The sequence below is a fragment of the Streptomyces kanamyceticus genome, from assembly GCF_008704495.1.
In the GTDB taxonomy this organism is placed as follows: Bacteria; Actinomycetota; Actinomycetes; order Streptomycetales; family Streptomycetaceae; genus Streptomyces; species Streptomyces kanamyceticus.
The window spans coordinates 8,382,779-8,398,414 of record NZ_CP023699.1 but is presented as its reverse complement, the minus strand read 5'-3'; the positions used below and the strand labels follow the sequence as shown (position 1 = coordinate 8,398,414).

General features: G+C 70.5%; 5 protein-coding genes and 2 pseudogenes. 5 read left to right on the top strand and 2 right to left on the bottom strand.

The window, feature by feature from the left end; all coding sequences use genetic code 11:
• Nucleotides 1-18 precede the first annotated feature (18 nt).
• Complete coding sequence (locus CP970_RS36580; protein ID WP_150494447.1) at nucleotides 19-6,498, top strand: type I polyketide synthase; 6,480 nt, start codon at nucleotides 19-21, stop codon at nucleotides 6,496-6,498.
• A pseudogene (locus tag CP970_RS46050) lies at nucleotides 6,434-6,610 on the top strand (hypothetical protein); the annotation flags it as partial. The gene CP970_RS36580 and the pseudogene CP970_RS46050, both read left to right, overlap by 65 nt.
• A 125-nt stretch (nucleotides 6,611-6,735) precedes the next feature.
• On the opposite strand, the gene CP970_RS45600 reads toward CP970_RS46050, so the two are convergent.
• The gene (locus CP970_RS45600) at nucleotides 6,736-6,858 is read right to left on the bottom strand and encodes a hypothetical protein (protein ID WP_263406805.1); all 123 of its coding nucleotides are present in this window, start codon (nucleotides 6,856-6,858) and stop codon (nucleotides 6,736-6,738) included.
• Between the two features lie 122 nt (nucleotides 6,859-6,980).
• Between CP970_RS45600 and CP970_RS36575 the strand changes: the two genes are divergently transcribed.
• The 3 genes and pseudogenes from CP970_RS36575 to CP970_RS36565 all read left to right on the top strand — a co-directional run bounded on the left by CP970_RS36575 (nucleotide 6,981) and on the right by CP970_RS36565 (nucleotide 14,044).
• On the top strand, nucleotides 6,981-12,830 hold the full coding sequence (locus tag CP970_RS36575; protein WP_150494445.1) for a type I polyketide synthase: 5,850 nt from the start codon (nucleotides 6,981-6,983) through the stop codon (nucleotides 12,828-12,830).
• Nucleotides 12,737-13,171, top strand: a pseudogene (locus CP970_RS46045) (SDR family NAD(P)-dependent oxidoreductase); the annotation flags it as partial. The gene CP970_RS36575 and the pseudogene CP970_RS46045, both read left to right, overlap by 94 nt.
• Before the next feature lie 72 nt (nucleotides 13,172-13,243).
• Nucleotides 13,244-14,044, top strand: coding sequence for a phosphopantetheine-binding protein (locus tag CP970_RS36565; protein WP_150494443.1), 801 nt, complete (start codon nucleotides 13,244-13,246; stop codon nucleotides 14,042-14,044).
• Between the two features lie 80 nt (nucleotides 14,045-14,124).
• Here CP970_RS36565 and CP970_RS36560 read toward each other — a convergent pair whose 3' ends face one another.
• Nucleotides 14,125-15,597, bottom strand: coding sequence for an FAD-dependent monooxygenase (locus tag CP970_RS36560; RefSeq protein WP_063806120.1), 1,473 nt, complete (start codon nucleotides 15,595-15,597; stop codon nucleotides 14,125-14,127).
• Between the last annotated feature and the right edge of the window lie 39 nt (nucleotides 15,598-15,636).

Below are 15,636 nucleotides of genomic sequence, written 5' to 3'. Positions count from 1 at the left end.
CGACAAGGGCGGTTGAGCGTGAACCCCAGTGTGTCCGGATCCCCTGCCATCGAGACCACCGAGTCCGGCACGGCCGCGGCAGCCTCCGCGCGGTCCGCGGTGGCCGCCACGGAATCCGGGGTGGCCCGCGACGACGAGCGGGCCATCGCCGTCATCGGGATGGCCTGCCGACTGCCGGGCGCCCGCGACCTGGACGCCTTCTGGCGGCTGCTCGACTCCGGCAGTCACGCCATCACCGAGACTCCGGCCGACCGTTGGGACGCCGCGGCGCTCTTCGACAGCGACGTGTCCGCACCGGGCAAGGTCACCACCCGCTACGGCGGCTACCTCGACGATGACGACGTGCGCGGCTTCGACGCGGCCTTCTTCGCCATCGGCCCCAAAGAGGCCACGGCGATGGACCCGCAGCAGCGCCTGGTGCTCGAACTGGCCTGGTCCGCACTGGAGAACGCCGGAATCGTCCCGGCCGCCCTGCGCGACAGCGCCACCGGTGTCTTCGTCGGCGCCATGTGGGACGACTACACCACCCTCGTGCGCCGCCACGGACTCGACGCGATCGACCGGCACAGCCTGGCCGGTACTCAACGCACCATTCTCGCCAACCGCGTCTCCTACAGCCTCGGCCTACGCGGTCCGAGCATCGCCGTCGACAGCGGCCAGTCCTCCAGCCTCGTCGCCGTCCACCTGGCCGTCGAGAGCCTGCGCCGCGGCGAGTCCGAACTCGCCCTCGTCGGCGGCGTCAGCCTCAACCTCGTACCGGACAGCCACGTCACCTCCGGCAAGCTCGGCGGCTTCTCCCCCGACGGCCGCTGCTACGCCTTCGACGCCCGCGCCAACGGATACGTACGCGGTGAGGGTGCCGGTGTCGTTGTCCTCAAGCCGCTCGCCAGGGCTCTTGCCGACGGCGACCCCATCACCTGTGTGATTCGCGGCAGCGCCGTCAACAACGACGGCGGCGGCAGCGGCCTCGCCACCCCCCGGGCGGCCGCCCAGGAAAGCGTCCTGCGCCAAGCCCGCGGCGACGCCGGCGTCGCCGCCGACCAGGTCCAGTACGTCGAACTCCACGGCACCGGCACCCCGGTCGGCGACCCGGTCGAAGCCGCCGCACTCGGCGCGGCCTTCGGCACGGCACGCGCGGCGGACGACCCGCTGCTCGTCGGCTCGGTCAAGACGAACATCGGCCACCTTGAAAGCGCCGCCGGCATCGCGGGCCTCATCAAGACGGCCCTCAGTCTCCACCACCGCACACTGCCCGCAAGCCTCAACTTCGAGTCCCCCAACCCGAACATCGCGCTCACCGAACTCGGCCTCAAGGTGCGCACAGAGTCCGGCACTTGGCCCCATCCGGAGCGGCCACTGGTGGCCGGGGTCTCGTCGTGGGGCATGGGCGGGACGAATGCGCATGTGATTGTGGAGCAGGCGCCGGTGGTTGAGGCCGCTCCTCAGTCTGAGGCTGATGTGGTGGTTGAGGGGCCGGTGTTGTGGCCGGTGTCGGGTAAGTCGGTGGAGGCGGTGCGGGCGCAGGGCGCGCAACTGGCCTCGTTCGTCCGGGAGTCCGGTGCGGGTCTGGATGCTGCTGTGGTCAGTGGTGTGCTGGCGGGGGCTCGTTCGCAGTTCGAGCACCGGGCGGTGGTGACGGGTGCGGATGCGCAGGAGCTGACGGAGGCGCTGGAGGCACTGGCCGCCGGGCAGCCGCACCCGGGCCTGGTGACCGGTATCGATACTCCGGGCCGGACGGTGTTCTTGTTCACCGGGCAGGGCAGCCAGCGCCCCGGCATGGCCCGGGAGTTGTACGAGTCCTCGGCGGTGTTCGCGGCCGCGTTCGACGAGGTGTGCGTCCTGTTGGATGCGGGTCTGCCGCGGCCGTTGAAGGAGGTCGTCTTCGGTGACGACGCGGAGCTGGTCAACCAGACCCAGTACGCCCAGGCCGGACTCTTCGCGGTGCAGGTGGGGCTGTTCCGGCTATCGGAGCATCGCGGGCTGCGGCCGGATGTGGTGCTGGGCCACTCCATCGGCGAGCTGGCGGCGGCGTATGTGGCGGGGCTGTGGTCGCTTGCCGATGCCTGCACGCTGGTGGCGGCACGCGGACGGCTGATGCAGGCCGCCCCCACCGGCGGCGCGATGGCCACCCTCACCGCCACCGAGGAGGAGGTGCTGGCGCTGCTGGCCGGGCGCGGCGATGTGGGGGTCGCGGCGGTCAACAGCGCGGACTCCCTGGTGATCTCCGGGGAGGCGGAGGCGGTGGCCGAGATCGCCGCACACTTCGCCCAGCTGGGCCGCCGGGTCAAGCACCTGCACGTCAGTCACGCCTTCCACTCCGCCCACATGGACAGCGCCCTGCCCGGCTTTGAGGAGGCGGCCCGCCAGATCACCTACCAGCCGCTGGCCCTCCCACTGATCTCGAACGTCACCGGCCGGACCGCCACGGACGAGGAGCTGGCCGAGCCCGGCTACTGGGTGCGCCAGCTGCGGGGCACCGTCCGCTTCGCCGACGGCCTCCGCTACGCCCAGGAGCTCGGCGCGACCCGCTTCGTGGAGCTGGGCCCGGACGCGGTTTTGAGCACCCTCACCCCCGAGGACGCGGTGCGGATCCCGCTGCTGCGCCGCACCACCCCCGACCCCCAGGCCATCGCGCTGGCCCTGGCCACCGCGCACACCCACGGCATCCCCCTCACCTGGCCCCGCCCACAGACCCACCTCGATCTGCCCACCTACCCCTTCCAGCACACCACTTACTGGATCCAGGGCACGACTGCGGCCGAAGGGACGACAGCTTCCATACCTATAGGTCCCGCTGCCGGAACGGGCCCCGAGCCGAAGACGAGCACACCCGTATCGGCGCCCGAATCCGTCCTCGCGCAGCAACTCGCGGCCGAACCGTCGTCCGAGGAGCAGGACCGCGTCCTCCTCGACCTCGTTCGTACGCAGATCTCCATCGTCCTCGGCCACGCCACGGCCGACACCGTCGCTTCTCACCTCCCCTTCAAGGAGCTGGGGTTCGACTCGCTGGCCGCCGTCGAGTTCCGTGACCGCCTCAACTCCGTGACGGGCCTCGTCCTGCCCTCCAGCCTCACCTTTGATCACCCGACTCCGACCGCCGTGGTGGGCCACCTGCGCGCCGAACTGCTCGGAGAGGACTCTCATCGCGCGGGCGATGACGGCCTGCTGCTCTCCGGTGGGGTTGGTGCGGGGTTGGGTGTGGTGGATGATCCGGTGGTCATCGTGGGGATGAGCTGCCGTCTGCCCGGTGGTGTGGGTTCGCCGGGTGAGTTGTGGTCGTTGCTGGCCGAGGGTGGGGATGCGATCTCGTCGTTCCCGGACAATCGTGGCTGGGATCTGGCGTCGTTGTACGACGCGGATCCGGATCATCCCGGTACGGCGTATGTCACCGAGGGTGGTTTCCTGCATGACGCCGATGAGTTCGACGCGGCGTTCTTCGGGATCAGTCCGCGTGAGGCGCTGGCGACCGATCCTCAGCAGCGTCTTCTCCTGGAGACCGCGTGGGAGGCCTTCGAACACGCGGGCATCGCCCCGGAGAGGCTGCGCGGGAGCCGCACCGGCATGTTCGTCGGCGCGACCTCTCTCGACTACGGCCCCCGCCTGCACGAAGGCGCTCAAGACCTGGACGGATATCTACTCACCGGCAGTACCACCAGCGTAATATCCGGCCGCCTCGCCTACACCTTCGGGCTTGAGGGTCCGGCGGTGACGGTCGACACGGCGTGCTCGTCCTCGCTGGTGGCCCTGCACCTCGCGGCCCAGGCGTTGCGCGGTGGCGAGTGCTCGCTGGCCCTGGCGGGCGGCGTCACGGTCATGGCCACGCCGGGCATGTTCGTGGAGTTCAGCCGTCAGCGAGGTCTGGCTCCCGACGGCCGCGTCAAGGCCTTCGCGGACGGTGCCGACGGCACCGCCTGGGGCGAGGGCGCCGGTCTGCTGGTCCTGGAGCGCCTCTCCGACGCCCGCCGCAACGGCCACCAAGTACTGGCCGTGCTGCGGGGGTCGGCGGTCAATCAGGACGGCGCGAGCAACGGCCTGACCGCGCCGAACGGCCCCTCCCAAGAACGCATGATTCGTCAGGCGTTGGCGAGTGCGCGGTTGTCGGCGGCGGATGTGGATGCGGTCGAGGCTCATGGCACGGGCACCAGGTTGGGTGACCCGATCGAGGCGCAGGCGCTCCTTGCCACATACGGGCAGGACCGTGCCGAGGACCGTCCGTTGTGGCTGGGTTCGGTGAAGTCCAACATCGGCCACACTCAGGCGGCGGCCGGTGTCGCGGGTGTCATCAAGATGGTCCAGGCGATGCGGCACGGGGTGCTGCCCCGGACGCTGCACGTGGATCAGCCCAGCCCGCACGTGGACTGGTCGGCAGGAGCGGTCGAGCTCCTGACCGAGGCCACCCCATGGCCCGACCTCGACCGGCCACGCCGCTCGGCGGTCTCCTCCTTCGGCATCAGCGGCACCAACGCCCACGTCATCCTCGAACAGGCGCCGGTGGTTGAGGCCGCTCCTCAGTCTGAGGCTGATGTGGTGGTTGAGGGGCCGGTGTTGTGGCCGGTGTCGGGTAAGTCGGTGGAGGCGGTGCGGGCGCAGGGCGCGCAACTGGCCTCGTTCGTCCGGGAGTCCGGTGCGGGTCTGGATGCTGCTGTGGTCAGTGGTGTGCTGGCGGGGGCTCGTTCGCAGTTCGAGCACCGCGCGGTGGTGACGGGTGCGGATGCGCAGGAGCTGACGGAGGCGCTGGAGGCACTGGCCGCCGGGCAGCCGCACCCGGGCCTGGTGACCGGTATCGATACTCCGGGCCGGACGGTGTTCTTGTTCACCGGGCAGGGCAGCCAGCGCCCCGGCATGGCCCGGGAGTTGTACGAGTCCTCGGCGGTGTTCGCGGCCGCGTTCGACGAGGTGTGCGCGCTGTTGGATGCGGGTCTGCCGCGGCCGTTGAAGGAGGTCGTCTTCGGTGACGACGCGGAGCTGGTCAACCAGACCCAGTACGCCCAGGCCGGACTCTTCGCGGTGCAGGTGGGGCTGTTCCGGCTATCGGAGCATCGCGGGCTGCGGCCGGATGTGGTGCTGGGCCACTCCATCGGCGAGCTGGCGGCGGCGTATGTGGCGGGGCTGTGGTCGCTTGCCGATGCCTGCACGCTGGTGGCGGCGCGCGGACGGCTGATGCAGGCCGCCCCCACCGGCGGCGCGATGGCCACCCTCACCGCCACCGAGGACGAGGTACTGGCGCTGCTGGCGGGGCGCGGCGATGTGGGGGTGGCGGCGGTGAACAGCGCGGACTCCCTGGTGATCTCCGGGGAGGCGGAGGCGGTGGCCGAGATCGCCGCACACTTCACCCAGCTGGGCCGGCGGGTCAAGCACCTGCACGTCAGCCACGCCTTCCACTCCGCACACATGGACAGCGCCCTGCCCGGCTTTGAGGAGGCGGCCCGCCAGATCACCTACCAGCCCCTGACCCTGCCACTGATCTCGAACGTCACCGGCCAGACCGCCACGGACGAAGAGCTGGCCGATCCCGGCTACTGGGTGCGCCAGCTGCGGGGCACCGTCCGCTTCGCCGACGGCCTCCGCCACGCCCAGGAACTCGGCGCGACCCGCTTCGTGGAGCTGGGCCCGGACGCGGTTTTGAGCACCCTCACCCCCGAGGACGCGGTGCGGATCCCGCTGCTGCGCCGCACCACCCCCGACCCCCAGGCCATCGCGCTGGCCCTGGCCACCGCGCACACCCACGGCATCCCCCTCACCTGGCCCCGCCCACAGACCCACCTCGATCTGCCCACCTACCCCTTCCAGCAGGACCGCTACTGGCTGCACGCCAACCCGCCGGCGGGGGATGTGGCCAGTCTGGGGCAGGTCCCGGCCGGGCACGGCCTGCTGGGCGCCGCGGTCTCCCTGGCCGCCGACGGCACCACCGTGTTCACCGGCCGCCTCTCCCTCACCTCGCATCCGTGGCTGGCCGACCACGCGGTGAACGACACCGTCCTGGTCCCCGGCACCGCCTTCGTGGAACTCGCCCTGCACGCCGGACACCACACCCACACCCCCCACCTCGACGACCTCACCATCGAAACCCCCCTCACCCTCACCCACGACAACCCCGCCACCATCCAAGTCCTGGTCGGAGCCGATAGTCCCGACGGCTCCCGCTCCCTGACCATCCACTCCCACACCGGCGAGGGCACCGGCTGGACCCGCCACGCCACCGCCACCCTCACCCCCACCCCCCACGGGACAACCCCTGAACCCGAGTTGACGACCTGGCCGCCCACCGACACCACCCCCCTGCCCGTCGAGGACTTCTACGACCGCCTCGCCCAGGGCGGCTACCACTACGGCCCCTCTTCCAAGGACTCCACACCGCCTGGCACGACACCACCACCAACACCCTCTACGCCGACATCACCCTGCCCCCGACACCGACGTCACCCCATACGGCATCCACCCCGCCCTCCTCGACGCCGCCCTCCACACCCTGGTTCTCTCCAGCCCGGCCGCCGCTGACGGAGAAATCACCGAACGTCTCACCCCCGTCACCTACAAGGGCATCGAGCTCTCCGCGACGGAAGCGACGGCCGTCCGGGTGAGCTGCTCCTTCGTCGACGGCGCCGCGAAGCTCCTGCTGGCGGACCCATCGGGCCGGCCTGTGCTCACGGTCGAACGCATCACCCTGGGCTCCGACACCAGCGCGGCCGATCTCCAAGCGCTCTCTTCAGCGAACTCCCGTTCCACCAGCGGGCCTTACGCCGTCGAGTGGGTCGCGTTGCCGGAGCTCTCCGGCACCGACGCCCGGACCACCACACCCCACACCGACACCGACACCGACACCGACACCGACGACATCACCTGGGCACTGATCGGCACCGGCCCGAACCTGCCCCAGGACATCCCCACCTACCCCGACCTGGATGCCCTCCGCGCCGCCCTCGCCGACGGCGCCCCCACACCCGACCACGTCGCCCTGATCCTGCCCACCACCGATGACGGTGACGACGACTCACCCATCCCCGCCACCCACACCCTGGCCACCCACACCCTCACCTTCCTCCAACACTGGCTCACCAACGAAGAGTTCACCCACACCCACCTCACCCTCATCACCCGCGACGCCACCACCACCCACACACCCCCAACCTCCCCCACGCCACCATCTGGGGCCTCACCCGCACCGCACAAACCGAACACCCCGACCGCATCACCCTCCTCGACCTCAACCCCACCACCCCCTCACCACCACCCTCCTCAACACCACCCACCACACCCACCAACCCCAACTCGCCCACCACAACAACACCCTCCACACCCCCCAACTCACCCCCACCACCCAACCCACCACCCAACCCACCACACCCCCCACCCCCTTCGACCCCAACACCACCATCCTCATCACCGGCGGCACCGGCACCCTCGGCCGCATCATCGCCCGCCACCTCATCACCCACCACGGCGTACGCCACCTCCTCCTCACCAGCCGCCACGGCAAAACAGCACCCGGCGCAGCGGAACTGGCCACCGAACTCACCCACGCCGGAGCGGACGTACACATCGCCGCCTGCGACACCACCAACCGCACCGACCTCAACAACCTCCTCAACACCATCCCCACCAACCACCCCCTCACCGCAGTCATCCACACCGCCGGCACACTCCACGACGCCACCCTGACCACCCTCACCCCAGACACCCTCACCGACGTCCTGCGACCCAAAGCCGACGCCGCCTGGAACCTCCACGAACTCACCCGCCACCTCCCCCTCACCCACTTCATCCTCTACTCCTCCGCAGCAGGCCTCACCGGCAACGCCGGACAAGCCAACTACGCCGCCGCCAACACCTTCCTCGACGCACTCGCCCACCACCGCCACACCCACAACCAACCCGCCACCAGCCTCGCCTGGGGACTCTGGAACACCACCAGCGGCATGGGTGGTTCGCTCGCGGACGAGGACGTGGCCCGCTGGGCGCGGCACGGCCTCCCGGCGATCGGGGTCGACGAGGGGCTCGCGCTGTTCGACGCCGCGCTCGCGACCGGCCGCCCGCTGGCCGTGACCGCGCGGGTCGACAAGGCGGCCCTGCGTGTGCGTGCCGCGGCGGATGACCTGCCCGTGATCTTCCGGTCGCTCGTGCGGACCCGGGTGCGGCGCGTCGCGCGGCGGGCCACACACATCGCCGGCGCGCAGACCTGGGCGGAGCGGATCGCCGAGCTTCCCGAGTCCCGTCGGCGCGAGGCCGTGGAGAAGACCGTACGCATGACCGTCGCCGCCGTGCTCGGGCACGCGGACGGGACGAAGGTACCGGTCGACCGTTCCTTCAAGGACCAGGGATTCAGCTCGCTCAACGGCGTCGAGCTGCGCAACCAGTTGTCGAAGTCGACCGAGCTGCGGCTGCCGACGACGCTCGTCTTCGACCACCCGAGCCCGGACGCCGTCATCTCCTTCCTCCTCGACAAGGCGTCTCCGCGTCGGGAGGCCGCGCCCGTGGTTCCGGCCACGGCCTTCGCCGCGGCCCGGGCCGGGGATGCCGAGCTCGACGACCCGATCGCCATCGTGGGCATGAGCTGCAACCTGCCGGGCGGCGTCACATCGCCGGAGGATCTGTGGCGACTGGTGTCGGACGGTACGGACGCGATCACCGAGTTCCCGGTGAACCGCGGTTGGGACCTCGACAACCTCTACGACCCGAACCCGGACACGCCCGGCCGCTCGTACACGCGCAAGGGCGGATTCCTGCACGAGGCCGACGAGTTCGACGCGGCCTTCTTCGGGATCAGCCCCCGCGAGGCGATGGCGATCGAGCCGCAGCAACGCGTGCTTCTGGAGACCGCGTGGGCGGCGCTGGAGCGGGCCCGGATCAGGCCGGAGTCTCTGAAGGGCACGGACACCGGCGTGTTCATCGGCGCGATCGCCCAGGAGTACGGGCCCAGCGCCGTCAACACCCCGCTGGAGGCCGAGGGTTACCGCATCACGGGCACGACGATGAGTGTGGCCTCCGGCCGCCTCGCGTACACCTTCGGTCTCGAAGGCCCCGCGGTGACGATCGACACGGCGTGCTCGTCGTCGCTGGTGGCCCTGCACCTGGCCACGCAGTCGCTGCGCAACGGCGAGTGCTCCCTCGCACTCACGGGCGGCGCCACCATCATGGCGAGCCCCGGACACTTCATCGACTTCAGCAGGCAGCGGGGGCTGGCTTTCGACGGCCGGGTGAAGGCCTTCGCGGACGGCGCCGACGGCACCGTCTGGGGTGAGGGCGTCGGCGTCCTCGTCCTGGAACGGCTCTCCGACGCACGCCGCAACGGACATCCCGTCCTGGCCGTCGTACGCGGCACCGCCGTCAACCAGGACGGCGCGAGCAACGGCCTGACCGCCCCCAACGGCCCCTCCCAGGAGCGCATGATCCGGCAGGCACTCACCAGCGCCCGGCTCGCGCCCGCCGACATCGACGCGGTCGACGCGCACGGCACCGGCACCAAGCTGGGTGACCCGATCGAGGCGCAGGCGCTCCTCGCCACGTACGGGCAGGAGCGCGATCCGGAACGGCCTTTGTGGCTCGGTTCGTTGAAGTCCAACATCGGCCACACCCAGGCCGCCGCCGGAGTCGCGAGCGTCATCAAGATGGTGCAGGCCATGCGGCACGGCGTGCTGCCCAGGACGCTGCACGTCGACGAGCCGACCCCGCACGTCGACTGGGAGTCCGGCGCGGTCTCCCTCCTGACCGAGGCCACCCCGTGGCCCGAGCTCGACCGGCCACGCCGCGCCGGTGTCTCCTCCTTCGGCATCAGCGGCACCAACGCGCACGCCATCCTCGAACAAGCCCCGGAATCAAGTGAGTTGGCGAACACCGAGGTAGCCGACCAGGAGGGTGAAGGTCAGAGTCCAGGTGCGGGTGTTCCTGTGGTGTGGCCGGTGTCGGCGAAGTCGCCCCGGGCACTGCGGGAGCGGGCTGTTCAGTTGGCGGTGTTCGTGCGTGAGTCGGCCGGGGAGGTGGACCTGCCGGATGTGGCGCGGGCGCTGGCCACCTCGCGTACCCACTTCGAGGAGCGGGCCGCGCTGACCGCCACCACCCGCCAGGACCTGCTGGCCGGGCTGGACGCCCTGGCCACCGGCGCCGAACACCCCACCCTGGCCACCGGCAGCGTCCTGCCCGGCAAGACCGTGTTCGTCTTCCCCGGCCAGGGCTCCCAATGGGCCGGCATGGGCCGCGACCTCTACACCACCTCCCCCGTCTTCGCCGCCCAGCTGGACGCCTGCGCCACCGCCCTGGCCCCGCACACCGACTTCGACCTCATCGACGTCATCCACCAGCACGACGGCGCCCCCGGCCTGGACCGCGTCGACGTCATCCAGCCCGCCCTGTGGGCCATGATGATCAGCCTGGCCCGGCTCTGGCAGCACCACGGCATCCACCCCGACGCCGTCATCGGCCACTCCCAGGGCGAGATCGCCGCCGCCCACATCGCCGGCGCCCTCACCCTGGAGGACTCCGCCGCCATCGTCGCCCTGCGCGCCCGCACCCTGCGCCGCCTGGCCGGCACCGGCACCATGGCCTCCCTGCCCCTGGACGCCGACCAGGCCCGCGACCTCATCACCACACACCACCTCGACGACGTCCACATCGCCGCCCACAACAGCCCCACCACCACCGTCATCGCCGGCAACCACCACCAGATCCACACCCTGGTCACCGCCTGCCGCGCCCAGGACATCCGCGCCCGCGCCATCGACGTCGACTACGCCTCACACACCCACCACGTCGAAACCCTGCGCGAAGAACTCACCCAACGCCTCGCCCACATCACCCCCCAACCCGCCGACCCCACCATCGCCTTCTACTCCACCCTCCACGCCACCCACATCACCGACACCACCACCCTCACCACCGACTACTGGATCAACAACCTCCGCCACCCCGTCCTCTTCCAACAAACCACCGAAACCCTCCACAACGACGGACACACCCACTACATCGAAACCAGCCCCCACCCCGTCCTGACCATCGGACTCCACAACACCCTCGAACCCCACAACACCCCCTACACCGTCACCCCCACCCTCCGCCGCGACACCACAGACACCCACACCTTCACACAAGCCCTCGCCACCACCCACACCCACGGCCTCACCCCACACTGGGACACCCCACAAACCCACATCGACCTCCCCACCTACCCCTTCCAACACGAGCGTTACTGGCTCAACCCGGGTGTCACCGGTGGTGTGTCGGACGTGAGCAGCCTCGGCCAGTCCCCCTCCGGACATCCCCTGCTGGGCGCGGCGGTCTCGCTCGCCGAGGAGGCATCGACGCTCTTCACCGGACGCCTCTCCCTCGCCGATCAGCCGTGGCTGGCCGACCACGGCGTCACCGGTACGGTGCTGCTCCCGGGTACCGCCTTCGTCGAACTCGCCCTGCACGCAGGCCATCACCTCGGCTGCGAGCGCCTCGACGACCTCACCATCGAGAACCCCCTGACGCTCGGCGGCGACGAGGCGGTCCGCCTGCAGCTGACCGTCGGCGAACCCGACGAGGCCGGACAGCGCCCGTTGAAGGTGTACTCGCAGACACAGGCGGACGACGACGCGGAACCCGGCCCCTGGACGAGGCACGCCACCGGCGTGCTCACCCGAGCCGTGGCCGTGCCTCCCGAGCGGCAGTCCGTCTGGCCGCCCGCAGACGCCGAGCAGCTGGAGGTCGCGGACTTCTACGACCGGCTGATCGCCCTCGGCTATGAGTACGGGCCGCTGTTCCAGGGCCTGGAGGCCGCCTGGCGCGTCGGCGACGACATCTGCGCGGAGGTCGCCCTGCCCCAGGACACCGACGTCACCGGATACGGCATCCACCCCGCACTCCTCGACGCCGCCCTGCACACCCTGCAGATCCTCGAAGGCGGCACGGAAGTACGGCTTCCGTTCACCTGGAGCGGCATCCAGCTGTACGCGGAGGGGACCACGTCCCTTCGGGTGCGGGTGACTCCGAAGGGCGAGCACGCCGTGCGCGCGGTCTTCACCGACGCCGACGGCATGCCGGTCGCCGAGATCGAGGAGCTGACGCTACGTCCCGTGTCCCGCGAGCAGTTGACGCAGCTCCGGTCGCACCGCCGCAAGGATCTGTTCACCGTCGAGTGGGTTCCGCTGCCGGAACCCACGGTGGTGGGGACCGATCCCGTATGGGCCTTCATCAGTCCCACCCCGCAGCCGGCCGGCACGCTCCCGGCGGACATCCCCGTACACGCGGACCTGGATGCCCTCCGTGCCGCCCTCGCCGACGGCGCCCCCGCACCCGACCACGTCGCCCTGATCCTGCCCACCACCGATGACGGTGACGACGACTCCCCCATCCCCGCCACCCACACCCTGACCACCCACACCCTCACCTTCCTCCAACACTGGCTCACCAACGAAGAATTCACCCACACCCACCTCACCCTCATCACCCGCGACGCCACCACCACCCACACACCCCCAACCTCCCCCACGCCACCATCTGGGGCCTCACCCGCACCGCACAAACCGAACACCCCGACCGCATCACCCTCCTCGACCTCAACCCCACCACCCCTCTCACCACCACCCTCCTCAACACCACCCACCACACCCACCAACCCCAACTCGCCCACCACAACAACACCCTCCACACCCCCCAACTCACCCCCACCACCTCTCCCGCCACCCAACCCGCCACCTCTCCCACCCCCTTCGACCCCAACACCACCATCCTCATCACCGGCGGCACCGGCACCCTCGGCCGCATCATCGCCCGCCACCTCATCACCCACCACGGCGTACGCCACCTCCTCCTCACCAGCCGCCACGGTCAAGCAGCCCCCGGCGCAGCGGAACTGACCGCCGAACTCACCCACGCCGGAGCGGACGTACACATCGCCGCCTGCGACACCACCAACCGCACCGACCTCAACAACCTCCTCAACACCATCCCCACCAACCACCCCCTCACCGCAGTCATCCACACCGCCGGCACACTCCACGACAACCTCCTCCACAACCTCACCCCCACCCAACTCACCGACACCCTCAACCCCAAGACCCAAGCCGCCTGGAACCTCCACGAACTCACCCGCCACCTCCCCCTCACCCACTTCATCCTCTACTCCTCCGCAGCAGGCCTCACCGGCAACGCCGGACAAGCCAACTACGCCGCCGCCAACACCTTCCTCGACGCACTCGCCCACCACCGCCACACCCACAACCAACCCGCCACCAGCCTCGCCTGGGGACTCTGGAACACCACCAGCACCATGACCGAGGGCATGAACGCGACCGACACCCGCGTCCTCGCCAGCAACGGGCTGCTCCCGATGAGCAGTGAACAGGGCCTCGCCCTCTTCGATGCCGCGCTCGGCCTACAGGTGCCGCTGGCGGTTCCGACGCCGATCGGGCTCGACGCGCTGCGGACCCGCCTGGCGAACGGTGACCCGATGTCGCCCCTCCTCAAGGCGCTCGTGACGGTGCGCGCGCGACGGCGCGTGTCCGCTGCCACCGGTGACGGCACGTCCGGCGGCGCGCCGGTCACGGGGCAGGCCGACGACGGGTCCGTACTCGTCAAGGAGCTCACCGCGGCCGACGAGGAGCAGCGCCTGCCGATGGTGCTCGATGTCGTGCGCAAGTACGCCGCCGCGATCCTCGGGCTCGCCGACGGGGGCGCGGTCCCCGCCAACCGCGGCCTGCTGGATCTCGGGTTCGACTCACTGACCGCGGTCGAGCTGCGCAACCGGCTCGGACGCGCCGCTGGGCTCCGGCTGCCCACGACGCTGGTCTTCGACCACCCGACGGCGCAGGGTGTCGCCTCGTACATCCTCAGCCGGCTCGATCTGGGCGGGGGGCCGCAGGGCGACGCCATGGGCTCGGTGTTCGCCGACGTCGACCGGCTGACAGCGACCCTGGCCGCCGCGCCGCCCGACGTACGCACGCGAGGTGAGCTCGCGGCCCGGCTGCAGTCGGTCCTGCTGATGCTGGGCGAGAGCGATGTGACGGAGCAGATCAAGGAGGCCACGGACGACGAGATGTTCGCCTTCATCGACAACGAGCTGGGCAGCTAGCGCGTACGGATCCAGGCGGCAGACAGCGGAGAGGGCCCCCGGGCAGTTCGCCCGGGGGCCCTCTCCGCTGTCTCGGGGTCCTACGCCGTCGTCGTGACCGCCGCGATGTGGCCGTCGGGACGGATCAGGACGGTCTGCGCGTCGTCCCAGCCCTCGCGCGGCTCGTCGGGCCAGCCGTGGACGACCTTCACCTCGCCGGATACGGCGGGCAGTTGGCCGGTGTCCGCCGTTGCACCGGTCCTGCTGAGCAGGATGTGTGCCGCGTCCTGGAAGTGGTCGTAGAGGTGGCCGGTGCCGTCGCCGAGCCGCAGGCTCAGGTTGGGCAGGCGCGCGCCCACCAGCGGGTGGGCGTCCTCGTCGGCCGGCGGGTAGGCGTAGTCGAGTGCCGTGATCTGGCCGGCCAGGTAGCTGTTGACATCCGGGATCTCCAGGAGGCGCGAGACGAGGTCGCGCAGGTGCTGACCGCCGGGGGTGAAGTCGAAGACCATCGTGGTCTGCGCCATCGTGTTGGCGATGACGGCCTTCCCGATGGGGTGGCGTTCGTGGTGGTAGGTGTCCAGGAGTTCCTCGTCGGCGTCGCCGCGGGCGACGGCGGCGAGCTTCCAGCCCAGGTTGGTCGCGTCCTGCAGGCCGGTGTTGAGGCCCTGCCCGCCGAACGGCGAGTGGACGTGGGCCGCGTCCCCGGCGAGCAGGACGCGCCCGGCGCGGTACTGGGCGGCGACACGCGCGGGGTTGCCGACGCGGGAGAGCCAGGTCGGCGAGTGGGCTCCGCAGTCGCTGCCGGTGAGGCGGACCAGGAGTTCGCGGAGTTCCTCGAACGACACGGGCTCTTCCTTGACGACCTGGGCGGACTGCCGGTCGCAGAGCATGATGCGGTGCCGTCCGGTGTCGGGCACGGTGCCGCCCATGAACCATCCCAGGCGGCTCCCGTCGGGCGCGGGGAAGTGCTTGATGCCCAATTGACCGAGCCACTCGGGGGGTTCGGCGAGCGTGACGTCGGCGAGGATGTACGTGGCGGTGGCGCTGCTGCCGGGGAAGTCGATCCCGGCGAGCTTGCGGACCGCGCTGTGCGCTCCGTCGCAACCGACGACGTAGCGGGCCGTCACGACGTCGCCGCTCTCCAGTTTCACGTCGACGGAGTCGGGCGATGTGGTGTCGAGTCCGACGGCGGCGTCGCCGCGGTCGACGAGGACGCCCAGTTCGGCGAGCGAGGCCTCGATGATCTCCTCGACGACGTTCTGCCGCACGGACAGCCCGTAGGGGTGGCTGGTGTCGAGTCCCGCCAGGGTCAGCCAGGGCAGCAGCCCGGCCACGTTGGCGACGGGCAGCTTGCGGGAGCGCTCGCTGACCACGGAGCTCAACAGGCCCCGCATGTCGAGTATTTCGAGGCTGCGCGGCTGCAGGCCGAAGGCTCTGATGTACGGGCTTCGTTCGGTGTCGCGCTCCAGGACCCGCACGCGTACGCCACCCAGCGTCAGTTCCCGCGCCAGCCAGAGGCCGACCGGCCCGGCCCCGACGACGGCGACGTCCACGATGTCTTGCTCAGTAGGCACTAGGACTCCCAAGTTCGGTGCTGCGTGGCGCCAGATTAG